The sequence below is a fragment of the Oceanobacillus aidingensis genome (assembly GCF_042654105.1).
GTDB classification, from domain to species: Bacteria; Bacillota; Bacilli; order Bacillales; family Amphibacillaceae; genus Oceanobacillus; species Oceanobacillus oncorhynchi.
Genome location: NZ_JBHSFT010000050.1, coordinates 115,271 through 140,383, shown reverse-complemented (window position 1 = coordinate 140,383; position 25,113 = coordinate 115,271). Strand labels below are relative to the sequence as shown.

Annotated in this window: 21 protein-coding genes; all 21 read right to left on the bottom strand. The window is 40.8% G+C overall.

Features of this window, described 5'->3' with window-relative positions:
• Nucleotides 1–24: 24 nt before the first annotated feature.
• The 21 genes from mutL to ACFO3P_RS21520 all read right to left on the bottom strand — a co-directional run bounded on the left by mutL (nucleotide 25) and on the right by ACFO3P_RS21520 (nucleotide 25,016).
• Nucleotides 25–1,911: a DNA mismatch repair endonuclease MutL gene (gene mutL, locus ACFO3P_RS21620; RefSeq protein ID WP_289584578.1), complete on the bottom strand. Its 1,887-nt coding sequence runs from the start codon at nucleotides 1,909–1,911 to the stop codon at nucleotides 25–27.
• A 25-nt stretch (nucleotides 1,912–1,936) separates the two neighbouring features.
• The gene (gene mutS, locus ACFO3P_RS21615) at nucleotides 1,937–4,534 is read right to left on the bottom strand and encodes a DNA mismatch repair protein MutS (protein ID WP_289584577.1); all 2,598 of its coding nucleotides are present in this window, start codon (nucleotides 4,532–4,534) and stop codon (nucleotides 1,937–1,939) included.
• Between the two features lie 209 nt (nucleotides 4,535–4,743).
• Nucleotides 4,744–5,316: an outer spore coat protein CotE gene (locus ACFO3P_RS21610; protein WP_042534905.1), complete on the bottom strand. Its 573-nt coding sequence runs from the start codon at nucleotides 5,314–5,316 to the stop codon at nucleotides 4,744–4,746.
• Between the two features lie 255 nt (nucleotides 5,317–5,571).
• The gene (locus ACFO3P_RS21605; protein WP_042534907.1) at nucleotides 5,572–6,000 is read right to left on the bottom strand and encodes a YlbF/YmcA family competence regulator; all 429 of its coding nucleotides are present in this window, start codon (nucleotides 5,998–6,000) and stop codon (nucleotides 5,572–5,574) included.
• Between the two features lies 1 nt (nucleotide 6,001).
• Entirely contained in the window at nucleotides 6,002–7,561 is a 1,560-nt protein-coding gene (gene miaB / locus ACFO3P_RS21600; protein ID WP_042534909.1) for a tRNA (N6-isopentenyl adenosine(37)-C2)-methylthiotransferase MiaB, read from the bottom strand.
• A gap of 255 nt (nucleotides 7,562–7,816) precedes the next feature.
• Entirely contained in the window at nucleotides 7,817–8,077 is a 261-nt protein-coding gene (locus ACFO3P_RS21595; protein WP_042534912.1) for a stage V sporulation protein S, read from the bottom strand.
• Nucleotides 8,078–8,168: 91 nt separating this feature from the next.
• On the bottom strand, nucleotides 8,169–8,966 hold the full coding sequence (locus ACFO3P_RS21590; protein ID WP_042534914.1) for a TIGR00282 family metallophosphoesterase: 798 nt from the start codon (nucleotides 8,964–8,966) through the stop codon (nucleotides 8,169–8,171).
• 184 nt (nucleotides 8,967–9,150) lie between these two features.
• Entirely contained in the window at nucleotides 9,151–10,713 is a 1,563-nt protein-coding gene (gene rny, locus ACFO3P_RS21585; RefSeq protein ID WP_042534917.1) for a ribonuclease Y, read from the bottom strand.
• A gap of 269 nt (nucleotides 10,714–10,982) precedes the next feature.
• Nucleotides 10,983–12,026 carry a recombinase RecA gene (recA, locus tag ACFO3P_RS21580; RefSeq protein ID WP_042534919.1) on the bottom strand — a complete coding sequence of 348 codons (1,044 nt, stop codon included), beginning with the start codon at nucleotides 12,024–12,026 and terminating at the stop codon, nucleotides 10,983–10,985.
• 198 nt (nucleotides 12,027–12,224) lie between these two features.
• Nucleotides 12,225–13,472: a competence/damage-inducible protein A gene (locus tag ACFO3P_RS21575; RefSeq protein WP_042534921.1), complete on the bottom strand. Its 1,248-nt coding sequence runs from the start codon at nucleotides 13,470–13,472 to the stop codon at nucleotides 12,225–12,227.
• Complete coding sequence (gene pgsA, locus ACFO3P_RS21570; protein ID WP_042534923.1) at nucleotides 13,469–14,047, bottom strand: CDP-diacylglycerol--glycerol-3-phosphate 3-phosphatidyltransferase; 579 nt, start codon at nucleotides 14,045–14,047, stop codon at nucleotides 13,469–13,471. The genes ACFO3P_RS21575 and pgsA overlap by 4 nt, the downstream gene beginning before the upstream one ends.
• Before the next feature lie 195 nt (nucleotides 14,048–14,242).
• Nucleotides 14,243–15,145, bottom strand: coding sequence for a helix-turn-helix domain-containing protein (locus ACFO3P_RS21565; protein ID WP_193064665.1), 903 nt, complete (start codon nucleotides 15,143–15,145; stop codon nucleotides 14,243–14,245).
• A 301-nt stretch (nucleotides 15,146–15,446) separates the two neighbouring features.
• Nucleotides 15,447–16,232: a DUF3388 domain-containing protein gene (locus ACFO3P_RS21560; protein ID WP_193064664.1), complete on the bottom strand. Its 786-nt coding sequence runs from the start codon at nucleotides 16,230–16,232 to the stop codon at nucleotides 15,447–15,449.
• A 478-nt stretch (nucleotides 16,233–16,710) separates the two neighbouring features.
• A complete protein-coding gene (locus tag ACFO3P_RS21555; protein ID WP_042534929.1) occupies nucleotides 16,711–16,962 on the bottom strand; it encodes a DUF3243 domain-containing protein in 252 nt (83 codons plus the stop codon).
• Nucleotides 16,963–17,172: 210 nt separating this feature from the next.
• On the bottom strand, nucleotides 17,173–17,889 hold the full coding sequence (gene ymfI / locus ACFO3P_RS21550) for an elongation factor P 5-aminopentanone reductase (RefSeq protein WP_042534931.1): 717 nt from the start codon (nucleotides 17,887–17,889) through the stop codon (nucleotides 17,173–17,175).
• On the bottom strand, nucleotides 17,886–19,181 hold the full coding sequence (gene yfmH / locus ACFO3P_RS21545; RefSeq protein WP_042534933.1) for an EF-P 5-aminopentanol modification-associated protein YfmH: 1,296 nt from the start codon (nucleotides 19,179–19,181) through the stop codon (nucleotides 17,886–17,888). The genes ymfI and yfmH overlap by 4 nt, the downstream gene beginning before the upstream one ends.
• The gene (yfmF, locus tag ACFO3P_RS21540; RefSeq protein ID WP_193064663.1) at nucleotides 19,174–20,463 is read right to left on the bottom strand and encodes an EF-P 5-aminopentanol modification-associated protein YfmF; all 1,290 of its coding nucleotides are present in this window, start codon (nucleotides 20,461–20,463) and stop codon (nucleotides 19,174–19,176) included. The genes yfmH and yfmF overlap by 8 nt, the downstream gene beginning before the upstream one ends.
• Before the next feature lie 99 nt (nucleotides 20,464–20,562).
• The gene (locus tag ACFO3P_RS21535) at nucleotides 20,563–21,288 is read right to left on the bottom strand and encodes a GntR family transcriptional regulator (protein ID WP_042534938.1); all 726 of its coding nucleotides are present in this window, start codon (nucleotides 21,286–21,288) and stop codon (nucleotides 20,563–20,565) included.
• A gap of 177 nt (nucleotides 21,289–21,465) precedes the next feature.
• Nucleotides 21,466–23,808, bottom strand: a complete 2,343-nt coding sequence (locus ACFO3P_RS21530; protein WP_193064662.1) for an FtsK/SpoIIIE family DNA translocase — start codon at nucleotides 23,806–23,808, stop codon at nucleotides 21,466–21,468.
• Nucleotides 23,809–24,075: 267 nt separating this feature from the next.
• The gene (locus ACFO3P_RS21525; RefSeq protein ID WP_042534942.1) at nucleotides 24,076–24,282 is read right to left on the bottom strand and encodes a YlzJ-like family protein; all 207 of its coding nucleotides are present in this window, start codon (nucleotides 24,280–24,282) and stop codon (nucleotides 24,076–24,078) included.
• Nucleotides 24,279–25,016 carry a ClpP family protease gene (locus ACFO3P_RS21520; RefSeq protein ID WP_139089224.1) on the bottom strand — a complete coding sequence of 246 codons (738 nt, stop codon included), beginning with the start codon at nucleotides 25,014–25,016 and terminating at the stop codon, nucleotides 24,279–24,281. The genes ACFO3P_RS21525 and ACFO3P_RS21520 overlap by 4 nt, the downstream gene beginning before the upstream one ends.
• Between the last annotated feature and the right edge of the window lie 97 nt (nucleotides 25,017–25,113).

The following is a 25,113-nucleotide window of genomic DNA, read 5'->3' as shown; positions in this document are numbered from 1 at the left end:
CTTCATTATTTTTTTGCTTCCATTCTACATAATACGCTTAAACATCTTTTCTAATTCATAGGTAGAGAAATGAACAATAATCGGCCTTCCATGCGGGCATGTAAAAGGATCGGTGGTACTTCGTAAGTCTTCGAGCAGCTGGAACATTTCCTCGCTGGTTAAATAATGATTTGCTTTGATCGACCGTTTACAAGACATTAATATCGCTGCTTCTTCCCGTATTTTTTCTACATTCACTGTTGATTCCTGAATAAACTGCTCCACCATTTCCCGGATAATTTCTTCCTCCAGGCCAGCCGGAAACCAGGTTGGATGAGAACGTATAACATAGGTCTGGTGACCAAACGGTTCAAAAAATAAGCCGGCTTTTTCTAGCGTATCCTTTGCTTCTTCAATAAAGATAGCCTCTTTTTTAGAAAAATCAAAGGTCAGCGGTATTAAAAGCTCCTGTGACTCATTGATTGGTTTGCCGAGCTTTTGCTTAAAAAATTCATATTTTACCCGCTCCTGTGCAGCATGCTGATCCACCATATACAGGCCATTTTCATTTTGTGCCATAATATAGGTTCCCTGCAGCTGCCCGATTGGATACATCATTGGGACCCGAGGCTGAACCTGCTCGGATGCTTTTTCTATCGGAGGAACGGGAGCGTCCATTATAAGCTCCTCAGAGACGTTTCCTTCTGGGGCAGGTGCTGATTCCTGTTCGCGCCTTTGAACTTCAATATGGGTGTTCTCTTCACGAAGAAAGGCGGGTTCTTCCTCCTGATACCGATTGTCTTCTCTGATAACAGCATCAGATGGTTTTTCCGCTTCTATTTTTTTCTCTTTCTCCTGAAATGGAGAAGCAGGCTCTGTTTCAAATTGAAACGTATGCTGTTCTGATTTTTGCTTCGGCTCCGGCTTTTTCGTTACTTCCGGGATAAGTGTCATTTTCCGAAAATGAGCCTGGATCATATCTTTGACTGCTGCATACAGCTCTTTTTCTTTACTGAACCGGACCTCCAGCTTGGCAGGGTGGACATTCACATCGACCAGAATCGAATCCATTTCAATAGAAAGAACAACAATTGGAGAACGGCCGATTGGCAGCAGCGTATGATATCCTTCAATAATTGCTTTATTCAGGGCAATGTTGCGGACAAATCGGCCATTAATAATCGTTGACATATAGTTTCTGGATGCTCTTGTCACCTCCGGCTTCGCAATATAGCCGGTAATCGTAAAATCCAGCGTCTTATGTTCAACTGGGGACATTTGCTTGGCCACACTCATTCCATACACTTGCGAAATGACCTGCAGCATGTCATCGTTGCCTGAAGTTTTTAGGAGCCCTTTGCCATTATGCGTTGCTTCAAACCGAATTTCCGGATGCGCTAATGCCATCCGGTTCAAAACATCTGATATATGTCCCAGCTCAGTATGAAGGCTTTTCATATATTTCAACCGTGCCGGTGTATTATAGAATAAATCACTGACAACAATCTCCGTACCTTGGCGGGCATCGCTCTTGCCCCTTTTGACAACTTCTCCGCCTTCTAATTCAAGCGATACTCCGGCAACGTCTCCTTGGGAGGTCTGGATAGACAGTCTGCTGACAGAAGCTATACTTGCCAGTGCCTCTCCACGGAATCCAAGTGTGGTCACATGGAACAAATCGGTTTCTGTGCTTATTTTACTGGTCGCATGCGGCAAAAAAGCCTTCTCCACATCCTCTGCAGCAATACCAGCCCCATTATCGACAATGCGTATTTCCGATAATCCGGCTTCGTGTACATCGATGCGTATCCAGGTGGCACCTGCATCGATACTATTTTCAATGATTTCCTTAACTACCGAAGCAGGACGTTCTACCACCTCTCCTGCTGCGATTTTATTTGCCAGACTATCCGGCATTTGTTGAATTGGCATATTATCACCTTCCTCTAAATGCGTGTTACTTTAATTTCTTCTGCAGGCGATATAATTCATTCATAGCTTCTAACGGGTTCATCTCTAATATATTTAAGCTTTTGAGCTCCTCTAAGGCTGCATTGTCTTTATTAGTTAACTTCGCTGGCTTATGTTCTTTACTGTTTTCCTCTGCAAAAAAGGATAATTGAGCTGATTCGGCCTCTTCTGGTTCAAGAGAAGGAGCTTCCTCTTTCTGCGCTTCTTTGGAATCATTATTTTCAAAGCTTTCCAGAATAACAGAAGCACGATTGATTAACTCATCCGGCAAATCGGCCAATTTAGCAACATGGATACCATAGCTCTGGTCTGCTGCTCCTTCTTTGATTTGATGAAGAAAAACAACATTTTCTTCATGCTCTTCCGCACGGACATGAATGTTTTTTAAATGCTCTAAGGAATCCTCCAGTGCTGTCAGCTCATGATAATGCGTGGAGAAAAGGGTTTTGGCGTGAATATGGTTATGGATATACTCTACAATCGCCTGAGCCAAGGCCATGCCATCGTACGTACTTGTTCCACGTCCTATTTCATCTAATAAAATCAGACTGTTGGCGGTAGCATTTTGGATCGCATGCCTGGCTTCCAGCATCTCTACCATAAAGGTACTCTGTCCAGAAACTAAATCATCCGCTGCACCGATCCGTGTAAAAATTTGATCAAAAACAGGCAAGATTCCTGATTCAGCCGGTATAAAGCAGCCAGTCTGTCCCATGATAGCGATTAATGCTACTTGACGCATATAGGTACTTTTACCAGACATATTCGGGCCGGTAATAAGCAGCATCTGGTTGTCAGCATCCAGCTGTACATCATTTGGTACAAAGGTTCCGGTCTTCATCACCTGCTCGACAACGGGGTGCCGTCCTCCCTCTACAGAGAAGACACCTTCCTGGAAAGCCGGACGTTTATAATTATTTTCTTCACTGATTGTCGCAAAGCCCTGCAATACATCTATTTCACTGATAATTTGCGCAAGCTGCTGAATTAACGGAATATCCTGCTTTATCTGCTCTCTGATTTTAATAAATAAATCATACTCCAGCTCTACGCTTTTTTCATCTGCTTCTAAGATAAGTGTTTCTTTTTCTTTCAGCTCCGGTGTGATAAAGCGTTCTGCATTGGTAAGCGTCTGCTTCCGTTCATAGCGGTCATCTTGTAATAAAGGCAGGTTAGGTCTCGTCACTTCAATATAATAGCCAAACACACGGTTATATCCTATTTTCAGCGACTTGATTCCAGTTACTTCCCGCTCTTTTTTCTCCAGGGATGCAATCCATTGTTTTCCGTTTTTAGACGCATCGCGGTATTTATCTAATTCTTCATGATAGCCTTCTTTTATCAAAGCCCCTTCTTTAATAGAAAGCGGCGGTTCTTCGACTAAGCTGTTTTCCAGCACTTCAACAATAGTATCAGGATAAATCAGGGCATCTGCCAGCTCGCTCACTTCAGGAACATGAAGCGCATTGAGCGTCTCTTTTATCGCCGGAATATTTTGCAGGGATTGCTTTAATTGGATTAAGTCTCTTGCATTGACATTCCCAAATGCAATTCTTCCGGATAAGCGCTCTAAGTCATATACCGACTTTAAGCTTTCCCGCAGGTTTTCCCGTTCCATAAAAGCATTCAGAAAGGTCTCGACGACTTCTAACCGCTGATTTATTTTAACTTGATTTAACAGCGGCCGCTCCAGCCATTTTTTCAGCATTCTTGCGCCCATTGCGGTTACCGTTTTGTCCAAAACCCATAATAAGCTGCCGTGCTTTGATTTTTTCATAATCGACTCTGTCAGCTCTAAATTGCGTTTGGAATACATATCCAGGCTCATATATTGCTTGAGCTCAATCACTTCTGCCGGCTGCAGATGATCTAAGGAACGCTTCTGTGTGTTCTGGATATAATTCAATAATCTGCTGAAGGCCTCCATCAGACGTTCATCATTTAAATTCTCACTCAGCTCACGAAATTCCGCATTAAAATTCACTTCATCCTGATAGGATAATGTAACCTGCAGCCGCTCCTTGAGCTGCGCTTGCAATTCTTCCGGCAAAGAAGAGGAAATCACGATTTCCTTTACCGGCTGATGATAAAATTCATGAATCACACTGTCCCAGCCATCCTGCATTAAAGCCAGGCGGCTCTCTCCAGTTGATAAGTCATTATACGCAATGACAAAGGAACCATCTCCAAAATGAGACAGGCTGCCGATATAATTGTTTTCACCTTCCACAAGCATATTACTTTCCATCACCGTACCCGGGGTGATCATTTGGACAACCTCCCGTTTGACCACGCCCTTCGCTGTCTTCGGATCCTCAACTTGCTCACAGATGGCTACCTTGTACCCTTTATCGATTAATACCTTGATATAATTTTCTGCAGAATGATAAGGAACACCGCACATCGGAATCGGATCATTGCCCCCGGCCCGCTTCGTTAAGGTAATTTCTAATTCCTGCGCAGCCTTTGTAGCATCCTCATAAAATAACTCATAAAAATCTCCAAGCCGATAAAATAAAAAAGCATCCTTATATTGCGACTTAATATCTATGTATTGCTGCATCATTGGTGTTAATTTTGTCATGAAATAGTTCCTCCAGCTTGCTAAATTATCTATTTTTTTCACGTATCTTTAAATGGAATCGAACTCCATTATAGCATAATCTCCCCGATTCTTGTCCTATCCTGTTCTTAGAAAAACGAAACATTCACTAAAAAAGAAAGGAATGCTTCGTTTTTATCATTTCCTTAGGGTGTAAAAGAAAACGAGAGTATGGCTACCCTCGTTTCATGTTAATCTTTGTGTTTGTGATGGATAAAGTCCGGTCTGATATCCTCTGCCTCATCATCAGTCATTTCATAGTCCCACATAAAATCATCTTCTTCGTCATCGCTCTTCCAGTTAGGTTTTACTTTTACACAGATTTTGGTTTCGCCAATAATTTGAACGACAAATTCACGTTCAATATCGACGGTAATACTGCCGCCCTTATCTGAAATCATGCACTCTAAACAATTAGGCTGCTGAAGTACCTTTGCGATAATATCGTATTCATCATTGATACAATTATCGTCCTTAACAGATAACGGAACTACATCTGTGTATTCCACCCTTTCTGTGATAACCTCTGTTTTCGTATTATCATTGTAAGAATACCATACATTAATATCATAACTGCCACTGATAATGACAGTATCCTCAGACTTCTTCTTCGCGTGGTATAAATGATTGATCACCCAGCACCCAAGAATACTTGTCGGTCGATGGCTTGGAGTTATTGTATGGGTATCTTTTGTGAATTTTCTGCCTTTACCACATACTGCTTTCGTAATGATTTCTCTATATTCTTTATCAAGAAAAGTCATGATATATTTTACCTCCTCTTTTTTCATAGTCATTTTATGCACGGCAAATACCTAAAGTGCATAACTATTGCCAAGAAAAAAGAAAAGCAGGCGCGAAGGAGAGCTTGAAAGGTTTTTATTTTGAAAAAATGGGCTATCATCGGATGCCCAAAAATTGCTTATTGACAACTTGAAACACGCTGCGAGGTAACAAAAAGCCGGACAGCTCACTGCCCGGCTTCGTCTGTTTATTTATTTTATTAAACAATCCTCAGTTTAGTGCGCACAGCTGGAACTATTCTGTGTTTGGGAGCCGGTTTCGCCTTTAAGCACATCGCCGCCTGTTGATTCAATAATATCATTTGTAACCGTACGGGAGATTGTTTTGGAAACCAGCTGTAAAACATCATTGACCACGATTTGTGTCTCTTTAAATTCCTGAACTACCGGAATTTCATCAATTTCATTTTGCAATCTGTCAATTTCCTGCTCGATACGCTGTAAAGCTTCCTTCTTATCATATGCTTGAAAATTAACTGCCTGTTTTTGCAGCGTCTTAATTTTCTTAATCAAGCTTTGGACTTTTTTATTTTCATTTAATTTAGCTTCTACTTGCTTAAAACGCTCGATTTCTTCTGTGTTCGATAGCATTGCCGCTAACTTTCTGGCTTCATCAAGTACTTCTTTACGTTCATACATCGCCATCTTATTCCACCTCAACTCTATTTTCTACCATAATACCATTCAATGACCAGGTTTTCGTTTCTGTAATTTCTACTTCTACAATTTGGCCAATCGCGGATTTTGGTCCTTTAAAGTTTACTAATTTATTTCTTTCTGTATAGCCGGCAAGAACATCTGGATCTTTCTTGCTTTCCCCTTCGACAAGCACCTTGACAACTTCACCCTGATAAGATTTCATGGAAGCTGCTGATTGTTTATTAACAAGTTCATTTAAACGATATAAGCGCTGTTTTTTTACTTCTTCAGGTACATCATCCTTTTTCCTTGCAGCCGGTGTCCCTTCACGAGGTGAATAAATAAATGTATAAGCTGCTTCAAAGCCTACTTCTTCCACTAATGTCATTGTTTCTTCAAACTGCTCTTCTGTTTCGTTCGGGAAGCCTACAATGATGTCTGTAGTCAATGTGGCATGCGGCATGGCTTCACGGATTTTTCTAACTAACTCTAAATAATCTTCCCGTGTATATTTCCGATTCATTTTCTTCAGTATTTCACTGCTTCCGGATTGAACCGGCAAATGAATATGATCCAGAAGATTCCCGCCCTGAGCCAGCACTTCAATCAGACGGTCATCAAAGTCACGCGGATGGGAAGTTGTAAAGCGGACACGCGGAATATCAATCTTATGAATATCATCCATTAAATCGCCCAAACCGTATTCGATATCTTCAAAGTCCTTTCCATATGCATTCACATTTTGTCCAAGAAGAGTGACTTCCTTATAGCCCTGTGCGACGAGGTGGCGGACTTCCTGAATAATATCCTTTGGACGGCGGCTGCGCTCTTTCCCGCGGGTCATAGGGACAATACAGTACGTACAGAACTTGTCACAGCCATACATGATATTTACCCATGCTTTGGTCTTTCCTTTACGTACTTTCGGCAGATTCTCAATTATATCGCCTTCTTTAGACCACACTTCAACAATCATTTCTTTTCCGAATAACGCTTCTTTAACAAGGTGCGGCAGACGGTGGATATTATGGGTCCCAAATATTAGATCGATATGCTGGTGTTTTTTCAAAATCCGGTTAACTACGGATTCTTCTTGTGACATACAGCCGCAGACACCGATAATAAGATCCGGGTTTTCTAATTTTAATGGTTTTAAATGGCCAATTTCACCGAATACTTTATTTTCCGCATTTTCACGAATGGCACACGTGTTAAGCAATATAATATCGGCCTCTTCTGTTACATTGGTCGATTCATAGCCCATTTCAGACAAAATACCGGCCATCACCTCTGTATCATGCTCATTCATTTGGCAGCCATAGGTGCGGATCAGAAATTTTTTGCCCTCGCCAATTCGCTGCATATCCTCCGGGATGGAGAAATCATAATGAAATTGAATATCCTCCTTGCGACGCTTTCTTGCTTTCTTTATATCTGGAGATTGCGGCTCATACTCCATTTGAAAATATTTAGCAATGAACTCTTCGCTGGATGTATTTTTAATTCGTTCTATATTAGCTTCTTCGTTACGAATCTGGGCCTGTTGTTTTCGCTGTTCTTCGTTCATCAGGTTGATCCCCTTTCTTTCATCGATTCATATGTATTGATGCACTAACTTACAGTATAAAGCCTACATAATAATTGTACAATACTCAACGCCTGAAACATATAAAAAATCTCTTTTTTCACGTAGGAAAAAAGAGATTTTTCTGCTTCATAAAGGAATAAGTCCTAAATCACCCGTTAATTTGAGAAGGGCATGCCCCTATCCAATCCGGGCTGCCTGTTTTTCTTTTGGAACGACAACCCTTTGAAATATTCATTACCTCGGCTCAATAATTAACTTAATCGCTGTCCGTTCCTCATTATCAATTAGTATATCTGTAAATGCCGGTATACAGATTAAATCGACTCCGCTTGGTGCTACAAAACCGCGAGCTATAGCAACTGCTTTGACGGATTGGTTCAGCGCTCCCGCACCGATTGCCTGAATTTCAGCCGTACCTCGTTCCCTAAGTACATTTGCCAAAGCCCCTGCCACTGAGTTTGGATTTGATTTTGCTGAAACTTTTAAAACTTCCATCACTAGTACCTCCTCATGTGCTATTTATACTTTTATTGCTACTATTTCTTCTGGAGATGTATACCTTGTTCGACTGCATCACGGGCAAATACTATGCAAAGAAAGGATGATCATCATTAATAAGGATCCGTTCAATCTTTGCTGCTTTCCCCGTCGAATCGTCCGTACTAATGAATACTCCATTTAGTTGTGTTCTTCCCTTTTTTTCAATTTCAAAACGTACTGGAAGGGAAGTTTGGAATCTTTTAATAACAGATTCTTTCTCCACACCTAATATCGCATCATACGGTCCTGTCATCCCCACATCAGATATATATGCAGTACCTCTGGGCAATATTCTTTCGTCTGCAGTTTGCGTATGCGTATGCGTCCCGACAACGGCCGTTACTCTTCCGTCCAGATACCAGCCGATTGCTTGTTTCTCACTTGTTGCTTCACCATGAAAGTCTACAAAAATCGTATTGGTTCTTTTCTTCGCTTCCTCTACTAATTGATCTGCTTTATCAAAGGGATCATCAATTGGCGGAAGGAAGGTTCTTCCCTGTAAATTAATCACAGCAACTTCTTTCCCGTTAATGTTTGTATAGGCAATTCCTTTCCCCGGATTATTCTCTGGAAAATTCGCTGGACGAATCAGCGCAGGAGCCTGATCGATAAACTCAAAAATTTCTTTTTTATCCCACGTATGATTTCCCATTGTAATTACTTGTGCTCCAGCTTGTAAAAATTGCTTGTAAATCTTTTCCGTAATACCCTTTCCTGCAGCAGCATTTTCTCCATTAATAATAGTTACACTTGGCTTATATTTTTCTTTTAATTTAGGCAAATACTCTGCGACCATATCTCTTCCTGGAGAACCTACCACATCACCAATAAATAAAATTTTCATTTTTTCTACCTCTCTTCTTTCCATATAAACGATATCATTATGTTATCTCAGCCGCTATGAAAGACAACAGGCCAAGCATTCACTGTACTCGTTTGTATCTTTCCCTGATTTGTTTTGTGACATAACGCTTTTTTTGCTATTCTAAGTCAATAAAAAAACAAAGGCGACATCTGCCGCCCTTGCTTTATTTTGCGTATTCAACTGCTCTTGTTTCCCGAATAACCGTAATCTTAATATGTCCAGGGTAGTCGAGCTCCCCTTCAATACGTTTTCTGATATCACGTGCAATTCTCGCTGATTCCATGTCATCAATATCATCAGGACGAACCATGATACGAATTTCACGACCGGCTTGGATGGCAAATGACTTCTCTACGCCTTCAAACGACTCAGATATCTCTTCTAATTTTTCTAAACGCTTGATATAATTCTCAAGGGTTTCGCTTCGAGCTCCCGGTCTGGCGGCAGAAAGTGCATCTGCAGCTGCAACTAATACAGCTATAACAGAGGTTGCCTCCTCATCTCCATGGTGGGAAGCAATTGAATTAATAACCACTTCTGGTTCTTTGTATTTCATTGCTAATTCTTTACCAATTTCAACATGACTGCCTTCTACTTCATGATCAATCGCTTTTCCGATATCATGCAGCAGACCAGCTCTTTTAGCAAGATTTATATCTTCTCCTAATTCCGCTGCCAGCAGTCCTGACAAGTAAGCAACTTCCATTGAGTGCTTCAAGACATTTTGACCGTAGCTTGTACGATATTTTAAACGACCTAGAATCTTCACAAGATCCGGATGTAATCCGTGGATACCAACTTCAAATGTTGTCTCCTCGCCCACTTCACGTATATATTCGTCAACATCACGTCTCGATTTTTCAACCATTTCCTCAATACGCGCAGGGTGGATTCTGCCATCTTGTACAAGTCTTTCTAACGCCATTCGTGCGATTTCACGCCGTATTGGGTCAAAACCGGATAGAATAACCGCTTCAGGTGTATCATCAATAATTAAATCAATTCCTGTCAATGTTTCTAAGGTACGGATATTTCGGCCTTCCCGTCCAATAATACGGCCTTTCATCTCATCATTCGGCAAATTCACAACAGAAACCGTAGTTTCAGCAACGTGGTCAGCTGCGCATCTTTGCAGTGCAAGCGATAAGATATTTTTTGCTTTCTTATCAGCTTCCTCATTCGCACGATTTTCAGCTTCTTTAATCATGACTGCTGATTCATGCTGTACTTCTTTTTCGATGCGCTCTAAAATAACTTGTCTCGCCTGCTCGGTTGTATATCCTGAAATGCGCTCAAGCTCAGCTTGCTGCTCGTCTTTCATAGCTTCCACTTTGCTTTTCATTTCTTCCATTTGTTGTTGTTGTTCCACAAGAGTTTGTTCTTTCTGTTCGAGCAGAACCTCACGTTTGTCTAATGTTTCACCTTTTCTGTCCAGATTTTCTTCTTTTTGCATCAGACGATTTTCTTGCTTCTGAGCTTCCATACGACGCTCACGAATCTCATCTTCGGCTTGGCTCCGAAGCTGATGATTCTCATCTTTTGCTTCTAGAAGCGCCTCTTTCTTAGCAGTATCTGCATTTCTGCGTGCTTCTTCCATAATTTGTTTCGCTAAGGTTTCCGCACTAGAAATTTTAGCTTCTGCAATAGATTTACGTACCAGATAACCAACAACAAATACGACGACTAGAGCAAGCAAAATGGAGATGATAATAATCACAGTGTTCATAACTTCACCTCCTATTGCCTATAAAATTGTAAATTGCGTATTTGTCGGCATATCACATTTTCAAATGCATAAAATAAAGGTAATTTCATAATACAAATTATAAAATTATACACTATTAATATTAATTCTCACAAGCTTGAATGTCAAGGAACTCCCGATATAAATTATAATATATTGGAAATCTTGATAAATCATCTGCGTACATACTGAATATGTATTTTAGAAGATACTAAAAAACCATAGCACTGACTATGGTTTTTTAGTTTATATTAAAGGTCCAGACTTTCTTGCTCTTCTTTTGATTTTTCTTCACTTTGTTCCGGCTCTTTGTCCAGTTCATAGTGATCACGGATGGTCTTGCTGATTTCTTCAAATACTTCTTCATTTTCTTTCAGGTATTGTTTTGCATTTTCTCTGCCCTGACCTAACCGTTCTCCATTATAAGAATACCAGGCACCGCTTTTTTGTACGATATCAAGGTCTGAACCAATATCCAGAACTTCCCCTTCTTTTGAAATGCCCTTGCCATACATAATATCTACTTCTGCCTGCTTAAATGGAGGCGCTACTTTGTTTTTTACAACCTTAATACGGGCTTTATTCCCTACAGCGTCATTGCCGATTTTAAGGGTTTCAGCACGGCGCACTTCCAGTCTCACAGAGGAATAGAATTTTAACGCACGGCCGCCGGGAGTTGTTTCCGGATTCCCGAACATCACGCCTACTTTTTCACGAATCTGATTGATGAAGATAGCTGTTGTTTTCGATTTATTGATTGCTCCTGAAAGCTTACGGAGTGCCTGTGACATTAACCGGGCCTGCAAGCCGACATGAGAATCTCCCATTTCCCCTTCAATCTCTGCCTTCGGTACAAGTGCTGCTACAGAATCGACGACAACAATATCTACTGCGCCGCTTCGTACAAGTGCTTCAGCAATTTCTAAAGCCTGTTCCCCTGTATCTGGCTGTGATAATAAAAGCTCATCAATATTCACACCAAGCGCTCTTGCATAAACAGGATCAAGTGCATGCTCTGCATCAATAAAAGCAGCCTGCCCGCCCTGTTTTTGCGCCTCTGCAATAGCATGGAGCGCTACTGTTGTTTTACCGGAAGATTCCGGACCATATATTTCTACTACTCTTCCTTTTGGATATCCACCAATTCCAAGGGATACATCCAAAGCCAGCGATCCGCTTGGAATCGTAGCAATCTTCGGTATTTCATTCTCTCCCATTTTCATAATGGAACCTTTACCAAATTGCTTCTCTATTTGTCTTAAAGCCATATCTAAAGCTTGTTGTTTATCACTCACCGAAAATTCCTCCTTTATCTATCTGTATCCATCATACAATGATTTCATCAATTTAACAAGCAAAAAGACGAATAAATGTTCTTATATTTTCAAGACAGAATTTGCCTTAAAATTTAAAATCACTTGTAAAAACGTATTAAAAAAGGAAATCTCTAAGTCAGGTAAGGGTTAATTATTAAAACTTCCTTTTTTAAACTTTTATTTCAAATATTGATATAATAATTCAAACCCTTTTAAAGCAGCTCTTTCACGAATATTATTACGGTTGCCTGATAAAAGAATAGAACTTGATTCCACTATTTTCCCCTCATCGTAAATGGCAATATAAACTTGTCCGACCGGCTTTTCTTCCTGCGTTTCCGGACCAGCGACTCCGGTGAAGGAAATAGCGGTAGGTGTATTTAATTTCGTGGCAGCCTGCTCTGCCATTGCTTCGGCACATTCCTTGCTTACGACCCCATATTCCGAAATCCATTCCGGCGTCAAGCCCAATAAAGCTTCTTTTGCTGCTGTCTGATACGTTACCAGACTGCCGGCAAAGACATTCGATGCTCCAGCCGCCGATACAAGATTGCTAGAGAATAATCCGCCTGTTAAACTTTCTGCGGCAGCTAATGTTTTTCCTTTTTCTGCCAACAGCTCCATTACTTTATTCTCAATCGTCTGCTCATCCTCACCAAAGCAGTATGCTCCAATACGCGCTAAAATTTCTTGTTTTTTATCTGCAACCAGTTTTTGTGCCTCAGCCTTCGATGCAGCACTCGCAGTAACCCGGATAACCACTCCTTGGTCTTGTGCCAGCGGAGCAATCGTCGGATTTGTCTGTTCATGAATCATATCTGTTAATTCATGCTCCAGATTGGATTCGCCGATGCCGATAAATTTCAACACAGTAGATTGAATAACCTGCTGTTTACCCGTTAAGTTTTCCAGAAATGGAAATAGCTCTTCTGAAGAAATTTGCTTCATTTCCCGAGGAACGCCCGGCAGAAAGAACCAATGCGTATCCTGATAGTCGATATACATTCCCGGAGCCATCCCTGCATTATTTTTTAATACAGTGGCACCTTTGAAAACACGGGCCTGCTTCCGATTATTCGGTGTCATCGTGCGGTTTCGCTCTTTATAATAGCTTTCTATCTTTTCCATTGTTGTTTTATCTTCTATAATTTCAAGGCCTGTTAATTGTTCAAAGCCTTCCCGTGTCAGGTCATCTTCCGTCGGTCCCAGCCCGCCAGTAACAATTACAATATCTGAACGTGACTGCGCCAGACGAAATGCCTGTTCAACACGATCTAAATTATCTCCCACCACAGTATGGTTATAAACATTTATTCCATACGTAGCCAGCTGCTCCGACAGCCACTGTGCATTTGTATTCGCTATTTGTCCAAGCAATAACTCTGTCCCTACTGCAACGATTTCTGCTTGATAATTTTTTGTCATTTCGAATCCCTCATTATACTCCAGTTTTTAACAAAGTAGTCCACCCCTGAAATGATGGTGAATACTAAGGATAGATATAACATAATTGTACCAAATGGAAAATTCATATAAGAAAATGGAAAGTTATGCAATAACAAAGCAGCAATTGCAATCATTTGTGTTGCTGTTTTTAATTTGCCCATGCTGCCGGCAGCCATTACGGTTCCCTCGCCTGCTGCAACGAGTCTTAATCCCGTAACAGCAAACTCTCTGCTGATAATAATAATAACTACCCAAGCCGGAGCCAGTTCAATTTCTATTAACAAAATGAGAGCCGCCGAAACAAGAAGTTTATCCGCTAAAGGATCCATAAACTTCCCTAAATTAGTAACTAAGTTATACTTCCTTGCATAGTAGCCATCCACCCAATCTGTGCAGGCTGCAATGATAAAAATCAAGGCCGCCGCAAAGTGGGCAACAGGCAATTCTGCATTTCCAATATCCCAGCTTCCCCATGGAAACGGAACACTCATCAATATAATAAAAAGAGGTATCATTAAAATACGAGAAAAAGTTAACTTATTTGGTAAATTCATTTTACACCCTCCATCAAAAACTTGCTGCGCAGCTTTCCTATACTTTGTTGTTTAACATGTTAGCTGCGTTGACATCCTTCTTAAAGACCAATACCAGAATTATTAGCCCTATCGAAGGATGCATTTATTTTATAATTTCCCAATGGGCAAGAAGTAAACCCTCCTATATAAAAGGAGGGTTTACTTTTACTCCAATCATTCATTGTTCATCTGTAAATTGATGCGCTGATGGATAGCAGAAGTCGGATACTCGATATCTGTTCCATCGATAGAAATCGTCACTGCTGATGAATTACCTATGTTCAACGAAATCGATTCTTCATCAGCTAAATCAATTTCTACAGGAGATGCTTCTGCATCAAAATTCCCGCTAAATAAAGATTCATCATCTGTTCCGGTTATTTCCAGCCAGCTGTTCTGTTCATCATCTGCAGATTCCAAAATTAATGTAGCTTCTTCACCAGCACCAGTGACTTCAAGTTCAGAAGTTGGAGAATTACCTGTTCCTTCTTCAACGACCTCTACGGAGACTTCTTCATTTTCTTCTGTCTCCTCCTCTTCTGCCGATTCATCTTCCGTTCCACCTTCACTGTCATCTGCATTATCATCCGCAGCGTCATTACCGTCTCCCTCACCGGAATCATCAATAATCATGCCGCCATCGTTGCTGTTTTCTTCCTCAACTGGTTCCCCGTCACTCGGAGAAGAGCTCTGACGGATGAAAAAGATAGCTACCGCGATAATAGCGATAATCAATAAAACCACAGTTACCGTTGGAATAATAGACGAGGAACGTGATTCTTTATCTGATCTGCTTTCTTTTCTCGTTCGCTGTATCCTGCTGTATTGTACATTCTCTTCTTCTGTAGCAGGAAGCTCCTCTTTATGATCGGTCATGATTTCATCCGGATTAATTCCTACTGCTGTCGCATATTCTTTAATAAATGCACGTGTGTAGAACTTTCCCGGAAGAATATCAAAGTTGCCTTCTTCAATGGCAACCAAGTATCTTTTTTGAATTTTTGTTTTTTCCTGCAGGCTGTCCAAAGAAATATCCTTCGCCAGCCGTGCCTCTTTCAGCTTTTCACCAACATCCATTTAAAACACCTTCCACCTTTTTAATTAAACTAAGAGAGTATAACTTATTCCGTAAATTTAATCTCAAGCTAGAGATATAACTGTCTAGCTCCGAGCGCCAAACTTTAGAGATTTCACGTCACGCCCTACGATAAAGAAGACTTAGTGATTGGCAAGCCGGCAGGCGCAGACAGAGCGATAGTCGCACTTATGCCCCGCGGGTGAAAGTCATCATCGGTTCGTCACCTCACCGTGATTCCTTTATCTCAGTTGTGCCGCTCCAATCTCTACGTTTTTAAACGGGCGCTCTACGCTTTTCTTTTTAAAACATCGAGAATCCGTCTTGTCGCAAATCCTCATTTTCTACTGTCTCATAAGTGATTTCTTGATCTTCATGTGTTCTCAGCTCAATAATGTAATCAAAATCTTGCATGCTGTATTCTGTAGATTGAACGAATATATCTGGATGCTCAATTACTTTAACGGTCGGCAGCTGCATAATCTCTCTGATAAGCTGCCAATGCTCTTCTTCGTTCATTTTTCTTTTAGAGACAATGCCGTCAATAATGTAGATATTGTCCGAATCGTATTCTCCTTCAATTAAATTTTTGCGTACTGTTTGTTTAATCATGGTGCTGGATACAAACAACCACCTTTTGTTTGCACTGACGCTTGCTGCAACGACGGACTCCGTTTTTCCTACTCTGGGCATCCCTCTTATCCCAATAAGCTTATGCCCTTCCACTTTAAATAATTCAGCCATAAAATCAACTAAAAGTCCAAGCTCATTTCGCACAAAACGGATTGTTTTACGGTCTTCATTATCGTGATGAATAAATTTTCCGTGCCGGACGGTAATTTTATCCCGCAGTTTAGGCTTACGAAGCTTATGTACTTTTATTGCATCCATTGTTTCTAAAATATATTTAAGTCTTGTTATATTTTCATCATATTTAGACAGGATAAGCATGGCTCTCCGGGAATTTTCAACCCCATTGATCATAATAATATTTATCGAAAGCATTCCAAGCAGAGAGGAGATTTCACCTAATAATCCCGGACGATTTTTTAAATTTTCATATTCTAGATACCACTGTGTTCTATCCATTGTAAGCTCCTTTTAGAAGTAGTTTTTTCTGGTCAGGCAACTTATTATGTCATACTATGTACTATCATATCGAAAAATAGATGAACCTTCTATTATAATATACCATTTTTTCTATATTTCCTAAACTACTAATCCCTTTTTCTCCATTCATTTTTTGCACTTTGAGAAAATATAATGAATTCAAGGAAAAAAGTATAAGCATCATGGTTTTATAACTATCTGTATCAAAATTAATAAAATTCACTAACCTGACAACATTGGTAATCGTAGTCCCATCCCTGACGTAGAAAATCCTACGCCTTTACAGGTTTGGCTTACTCCGTTTTCTTTAACGTTTTTTCACAATAAAAAAATGAATGATGTTTTTTTACTGCATCGAAATACTTTTTGGCACAAATGAAATCCATTTCTCAAAGGATACACAAAAAGAAGCTATATAGATAATCCTATACAGCTCCTCTTCTTATTATTCATCATTTTAATCATGCTTTTGGACAAGTTTAATCATCGCGCTGGCAAGAGCTTGCTGCTCTTCTTCAGAAGCTGTGCTCCACAGCTCCTTCAATACCTCTTCTTCCGGTGTTTTTGCATCTACACTTTCTGCGAGGTAATCACCGACTTCAGCTGCTAAATTTGTTAACGTATCATGGTTGATACCATTTTCCTCAGCTTGCTGCAAACGTCCTTTTAAAAAGCCTTTCCATGAATCAAAGTTATCTAATACTGACATTTGGCCATGCCTCCTCAAACGTATTCTTGTGCAAATGAAGGATTCCTCCATCTGCCTGCTGGTTACTCTGCTGCCAAAGATAAAGCCTTTCAGCCTAAAGCATTACTATAACCCCGCCTGATACGGGCTTTTAAACAGCATGCTCTGTAACTCGCCTTAAGCATCTTTAGTATTTGAGGAAATGAGGAATTTATACATGTCCATTTGTTCTTATAATCCGCCATTAATGCGGATAATTTCTCCCTGGATATAACTGGATTCCTCACTGAGTAAATAACTGATTGCATTAGCAACCTCTTCCGGTCGTCCGGCACGATTAGCAGGGATCTCGTCAATAAAAGCATGTGTCTCTTCCGCAGATAGGTTATGGTTCATTTTCGTATCAATAAAACCGGGACTTACTGCGTTTACACGAACATTTGATAACGCCACTTCTTTCGCCAAAGCTTTTACAAATATATTTTGAGCGCCTTTTACGCTGGAGTAAACCACTTCGTTGCTTGCCCCATGGTCTCCCCACATACTTGTCACAAATAAAATAGCGCCCCGTTTCTGGCGAATCATATCCGGTAAAAAATGGTGGGTAATCAGCCACGGTGATTTCACATGAACCTGTAGTAAATCATCCATTTCTTTCGGCTTCATATCCTGAAACAGCCCATAATGAGCATGACCGCCGGCGAAAACAATCCCATCCACCGCAAAGGATATTTCTTCGATAAACGCATTCACCTCTGCTTCATTTGCTAAATTTGCCTGATAAGCAGCTAAAACAGCATGTTGTTTATCGACTTCCATCAATGCTTCTACTGAGGCCTGATTGGAATGATAATGCAGGATAAGGTGATATCCATCACTCATCAGTTTTTTGGCAGCAGCAGAACCGATATCTCCGCTTGCTCCGATTAAGAGGATATTCCCCTTCATTTTTCCACCGTCTGCTTTTGAATCGTACAGGTTGCCAGACGGTCTTCTTCAATCCATGTATTTAAAAAGTCATTGATATCCTGGACAGTCAGTTTTTGGATGAATGGCACGATATCAAGTAAATTCACGTCTTTAAACGATAATGTAGCAAATTGATTAGCAATAAACTCCAACGAATTCATCGCACGGAGCAGCTGCCCCATTTTTTTCTTTTTCATACGTTCAAAGGCAGCTTCACTAATTTCCATCTCTCTGGTTGATAATAGCATTTCTTGTACCCGTGCAGAGAATACGTCAGGCTGGTTCGTATTGGATCCGATGGAAACATAACCAAAGGAGGTTTGCAGATTACTTTCAAAAAAGAAGCTGTTATCAATGATATCTTCCTCATATAGTTTTTGATAAAATTCCCCGCCGGTTGAAAAGAAATAATCGAGCACCATATCTGTTAATAAATCACGTTTTAAATAATCCTCTCCCTGTAGCTGCTGGTTAGGCTCTTTGATACCGACAGCGCATTTCGGGATAGACACCGGCATATTAATTTGTAAATTCTTTTCTTTCACGTAATCAGGCTCTTCCGGAAATTCCCGCTGAATCTCCTCTAACTTGTCAAATGATTTTTTCTCCTGGTTCTCTAAAATCAATTGCATCATCTGCTCTGGATCAAAATTCCCCGTGACAAATAAAATCATATTTTCCGGATGATAAAATGTATGATAACAGGTATACAAATCATCCTTTGTAATCGTGTAAATAGAATCTACCGTCCCGGCAATATCAATATTGACAGGATGGTTATGGAATAATGCTTTATTCGTTCCCATAAACAGGCGCCAATCAGGCTGGTCATCGTACATATTGATTTCCTGGGCGATAATCCCCTTTTCCTTTTCTACCGATTGCTCTGAGAAATACGGATCCTGTACAAAATCAATCAATGTTAAAACATTTTTCTCAATATTGCTCGTTGCAGAAAATAAATAAGCTGTCTCGGTAAAAGAGGTAAATGCATTTGGAGAAGCCGCCTGCTTGGTAAAGTCTGTAAAAACGTCGCGATCTTCTTTTTCAAACAATTTATGCTCTAAGAAATGAGCGATTCCATCCGGTACAGTGATTGCTTCCGTCTGACCTATAGGAACAAAGCTTTGGTCGATCGAGCCGTAATTTGTCATAAAAACTCCATATGTCTTTGTCAGCTCCGGCTTTGGCAACAGACAAACCTGCAGTCCGTTATCCAGTTTTTTTTCATATAGGGTTTCGTCAACTGTTTCAAAATACCGCTTATTCATGACCCGCCCCTCCTTCGCTTGTTAATAAGTAAACCATAGCTTCCTGCACTTGATTCGCTACTTCAATAACCTGCTCTTTGGTTACCTGCCGGATGCCCTCAAAAAGCTCATCCACCGGCATTTCTTTATGTCCCACCTCTTGCTGATACATAAATTCAATCATGCCCTGCGCATGGTCTAAGGTTTCTTTTAATTGATTAATAATAAGCAATTTCGTTTCTTCTAATTCTTCTTCTGTAAAATCACCATTCTGCATTGCTTCCTTCTGTTCACGGATAATCGCAAGTGCTTTCTCATAGTCCTCCGGCGCTATCCCGCTCATCACAAATAATAACCCTTTATGACTCTCTACGCGAGAGACAGCATAATAAGCCAGGCTGTTTTTCTCTCTTACATTGATAAATAATTTAGAGCTTGGAAAACCGCCAAACATACCGTTAAAAACCTGCAACGCCGGATATTTTTCATCCCGGTAAAGAATATTCGTCCGATAACCGATATTTAATTTTGCCTGCTGAATCTGATCTTCTTCAATCAGCTCTTTCTCATCAGTTGACCGCTTTGAAGCTTCCTGGTTAAAAGGCGTGCTTTCCTTTTTCTTGAGCGTTCGTTTAAATTGACCGGTTAAGAGCTGCAGCATTTGATCCGCTTCAAAGTCACCGCTCACATAAATATCCATCACTTCTTCGTCGCGGATAGTTTCATAATACGTAAACAGTTCTTGATTAGAAAGGGAAGAAAGATCCTTTTCATAACCTTGCGCATGAATACTATACGGCTCTCCGTCACACATTTCATCTACTAAGCGAATGTTCGCATAACTTGCCTTATCGTCTTTGATGGAATGTATATTTTGACGAAGAATCCCTTTTTCCCTGTCAAATACCTGCGGAGAGAATCCCTGTCCTTCCTGATTCGGTTTATAAACAATTTCATGCAGCAATTGAATCGCCCGTTCAATCAGAGAACTGCTGTCTGGAAGGAATTTTTCATTCGGCACTTCCAAATAGAACGTTATAATGTGGTTTTCTCCTTTTTTAGCACCGCCAATAGATAATACTGCGCCGTACAATTCAGCTAGCTCTTCCTGCAATTCTTTACGCGTTGGAAAAGAGGCCGTACCTTGTTTCAAGATATAGGGAAGCAGTGCCCGTTTCGTGATAGTTTTCCTTTCCAATGGGGCACGGAACTTAACTGCAAAAGTAATTGTTTTATGCTTTTTATTGGGAAGCATATGAAAGTTTATATCATTTTCCACCTGTTTGATTTCCTTCACGCTCATAGTTATCCTCCATTCTTTACGATCTATTTCTATTTTACGCTTTTCTCTCCTTTATAAACCATTATATCGAAAGAAAGCCTGAAATATTTGCTTTATATATCATACCCTTCTCCGGACAACCTGAAAACGAAACATATCTGCCCGAAAATAATTCATCGAATATAAAACAGCTTCATCTTCATTTGTATAATGCATCTGTTTTAATAAAAGAAGTGATTCATCCGGTGTACACTGCAAAATACTATAGATGCGTTCATGATATGTAATTGGCTCAATATCCGCTACTGCATAAGCGATTTGCTTATTGGAAGCTTCTTCAATCGTACTGAATATAGATGCCTTCTCCCATAGTTTTTCTAAAGACAGATAGGACGACGGTGCCGTATCTATACAAAAGACAACCGGAGCGTCATCAGCAGTGCGGATTCTTTCAATGGTCGTTACAAATTCTAGATCAGGTAAATTGAAATCACGCTGCTCTTGTTCAGCAGCATCTAATACCTCTGTACTGATATATTGTGTTCCCGGCTTCTTTCCCGATTGTTTGATCATTTGTGTCACACTGTTAAGCTCCTCAATGCCTGCTTGAAACAGCGGCTTTGAATTTACAAACGTGCCGACGCCATGTCTGCGCGTAACAATATTATCCTCTTCCAGCATTCTTAACGCCTCTCTCAACGTTGCCCGGGAAATCCCTAAATGTTTGGAAAGCTCATACTCTGACGGCAATTTTTCTTCCTCTTTATACGTTCCAGCTTCAATACCTGCTTTTATTTTATCCATTACCTGCAAATATAAATGTCTGGCATCTTCACGTAAAGTCATTTCTTCACCTCTTTCAGTAAAAATGATGTGTTCGTCTTTTACACTGAGCGGCGGATGTACATTCCGCACACTGTTGGCAGTCTAACTTTATCCTACCACTTCTTCTGTAAATTTTGAACTTTAATAATTCCGTATTTTAAAAACGCGGCTTATCCTTAGCAGATAAACCGCGTTTCTCTATGATGTCGTGGAATGCTCTTCTTCCTGATTCGATACCAGAACCGAACGAGGCTTGCTTCCTTCATATGGCCCGACAATGCCACGTGCTTCCATGGCGTCAATCAGCCGGGCTGCCCTGGTATATCCAATCCGGAAACGGCGCTGAAGCATGGAGACACTTGCACTTTGCATTTCAAGTATCATCTGGACAGCATCTTCATAAAGCTCATCGTCCACTTCTTCTGTTACTTCATTCGTTTCTTCCGGTATCATTTCTTCCTGATAGCTTGCCTGCTGCTGTTCAATACAGTGGTCTACAATACGCTCGACCTCTTCGTCTGACAGAAATGCTCCCTGTACACGGGTAGGCTTGGAGCTTCCGGCAGGAACATAAAGCATATCGCCCCGGCCCAGTAACTTCTCAGCTCCGCCCGAATCAAGGATAGTACGTGAATCCGTTGTAGATGAAACACTAAAAGCAATTCTGGATGGAATATTGGCTTTGATTACACCCGTTATTACATCTACGGATGGACGCTGAGTTGCAATGATCAGATGGATTCCTGCAGCACGCGCCATCTGTGCAAGCCGGGTAATTGCATCTTCTACATCACTCGAAGCCACCATCATTAAATCGGCCAGCTCGTCCACAAGAACCACAATATACGGCAGGTAAGGCTGCTGTTCCTCCTCGCCTGCATTTGCATTTTGTTTGCGGATATATGCATTATAGCCTTCCATATTTCGTGTACCGCTATCGGAGAACAGATCGTACCTCCGCTCCATCTCCGCAACAATTTTTTTCAGCGCTCTGGATGCTTTTTTCGGATCTGTCACAACAGGTGTTAATAAATGCGGAATGCCGTTATACACATTCAACTCTACTTTTTTCGGGTCAATCATCATCATTTTCACTTCATGCGGTTTGGCACGCATTAAAATACTCGTAATGATGCCATTTACACAGACACTTTTCCCGCTTCCTGTCGCCCCGGCAATCAGCAGGTGGGGCATTTTATTCAATTCGCCGGCTATCGCTTCTCCAGAAATATCCCGGCCTAAAGCAAATGCCAATTTATTTGCTTTAGACGATTGTTTATCTAAAACCTCCCGGAGCGAAACCATCGATATTTCCTTGTTAGGCACTTCAATTCCGACTGCTGATTTGCCAGGTATTGGTGCTTCGATTCGAATATCCTTCGCAGCAAGAGCCAGCGCAATATCATCATGAAGACCGACGATTTTACTCACCTTCACACCAGACTCTGGATATACTTCATATTTCGTTACCGCCGGACCGACATGCACTTTGGCTATTTTCGCTTTGACGCCGAAGCTTTGAAACGTACGATCCAGCTTGCGGACGGTTGCCTGAATATGCGATTTCTCCTGCTGCTGTGAATTATGAGCCGGGCTAGCTAATAATTCCATAGAAGGCAATTGATAATCATGATTTTCTGTTGCTGTCATTGGCATGGTTTCATGCGTTTCTTCTTCTGTATCGATATTGGCTGTTTTTTCCTTGGAAGGGGCTGTTTTCCCTTTGTTCTTCTCAGGTTCCGGCTGGTCTTGATAGGCAACGTCGGTAAAATTATTAATCAGAAGCTCTTCAGCACTGTACTCTTGTTCTTCCGGAACCGCATTGCCAGCCTCTTCCTGATTTGGCACGACCGTGTCGGCAATCTCTTTCTGCTTCTGTTCTTCTTCTCTCCGCTCCGCCCGATTTGCTCTGGATCTTTGGATACGTTCCCCAAAATAAGCAAAAGTGGCTTTAAACCCTGCTGCTACCTTTTTAACAAAATCGCCGATAGATAGATTTGTCATAAAAATAATCCCGATCAATAAGCAGAAAAATACAACTATCCGGGACCCTGCAATTGAAAATAAAAAGAAGGAGACGGTAAATAACAGCGCGCCAATCATCCCCCCGCCAGTCTGCACCAAGGTGCCTGTCCCATCTAAATATTGAAAGTAAAGCTGCCAGGTCAGCCGAAGTATAGATACATCTGCTGTATTAGCGAGCAGCCTTTCCATGACTTGTACATGGGTCAGCAATAAAACACCGGCCAGCAAAATATAAAAACCTATCAGCCTTCTTGTTAAAAAATCTGGCGCCTTTCTTTTGAAGATAAGATAAAAACCAATCAAAAATAATGCAACAGGAATAAGGAAATGCCATATCCCCATAAAAAACTGAAAGATATTTCCTAGCCAATCAGGGATGGCACCGCCGCTTAACATAGCTGCCCCGCTTCCGAATATAGCAATAAAAATCAATAATAACCCGGTCAATTCCATTTGCAGGCCTTTCGTCTGTTTCGTTGTCCGTTTTTTTCTTTTCTTTCTCTTTTTGGCAGCCATTTTCTCACCCCCGTATGTAAAACAAATAAAGATTACTATAATGCTAGATTTAAAATAAGAAAAATATTCTTCTCCCGGGTAACAAACAAGGAAACTGGAATCAGTTCTCTTTATGCTGACAGAGAGACTTTATCAGGAAAATAAAGTATTCATGCTTCTTTTCCAGGTCTGCTCTTTAAAGAGGCTGCTGTTCCAGTTATAATATCACCCAGTATTGTTTCTTCATTTTATCTCTTTACCATTTCTATATTATAGCATAGATTACCATCAGCTGATAATTCTTCCTGGTAAAAAATCCGGATTCAGATAATCATTCGGATTACTCGAAATTAGCTGATTAATTTGGTAATGGCCATCGTTATTTTTTGATACAAAAACCGTTCTTCCCTGCCACTCTACTGCTTGTATTTCATTTCCAGTTCCTTGCGATTCCGGAAAAATATCCTGATAAGATAATGGTGTATAGAGGATCATGAAGCATCTCCTTCTTCTTTTTCGGGATGTACCCCTTGAATCATATGGTTTAACTTTTGTATTGCTTCCTTAACCCCGCCAACTTCATCAATTAATCCATAATCCACTGCTTCCTTGCCAACTACATTTGTACCGATATCACGAGTCAGGTTGCCTTTTGCAAACATCAGCTCTTTCAGCTTTTCCGAGTCGATATTGGAATGCTCCACAATAAACTGAATGACCCGCTCCTGCATCTTGTCCAGATATTCAAAGGTTTGCGGAACACCGATAACCATTCCTGTTAACCGGACCGGATGGATTGTCATGGTTGCTGTCGGCACAATAAAGGAATAATCGGTAGCAACGGCAATTGGCGCACCAATGGAGTGACCGCCTCCTAATACAATCGAAGTAGTCGGCTTCGACATCGACGCAATCATTTCTGCCAGAGCCAGTCCAGCCTCTACATCCCCGCCGACTGTATTTAAAAGAATAATTAATCCTTCGATTTTAGGATTTTGCTCTACGGCGATCAGCTGCGGCAGCAAGTGTTCATATTTTGTTGTTTTATTTTGCGGCGGCAGCTGAAGATGTCCCTCTACCTGTCCGATAATGGATAAAACATGGATATTTGAATCGGGCGCCTGCGGAACATTCGCCTGTCCCAGCTGCTGAATTTTTTCGACAAGAGAGGATGCATTCGGCTGATTTTCCTCTTCTCCTTGATTTTCGTTGTTATCATCCGTATCCATTCGCATACAAAAACTCCTTCCAGCTATTTATATACGATTAGTATAAACAATCGGTTAAAAATCATACGGAAGAAGAGATGCAGAAATAAAGTGAAAT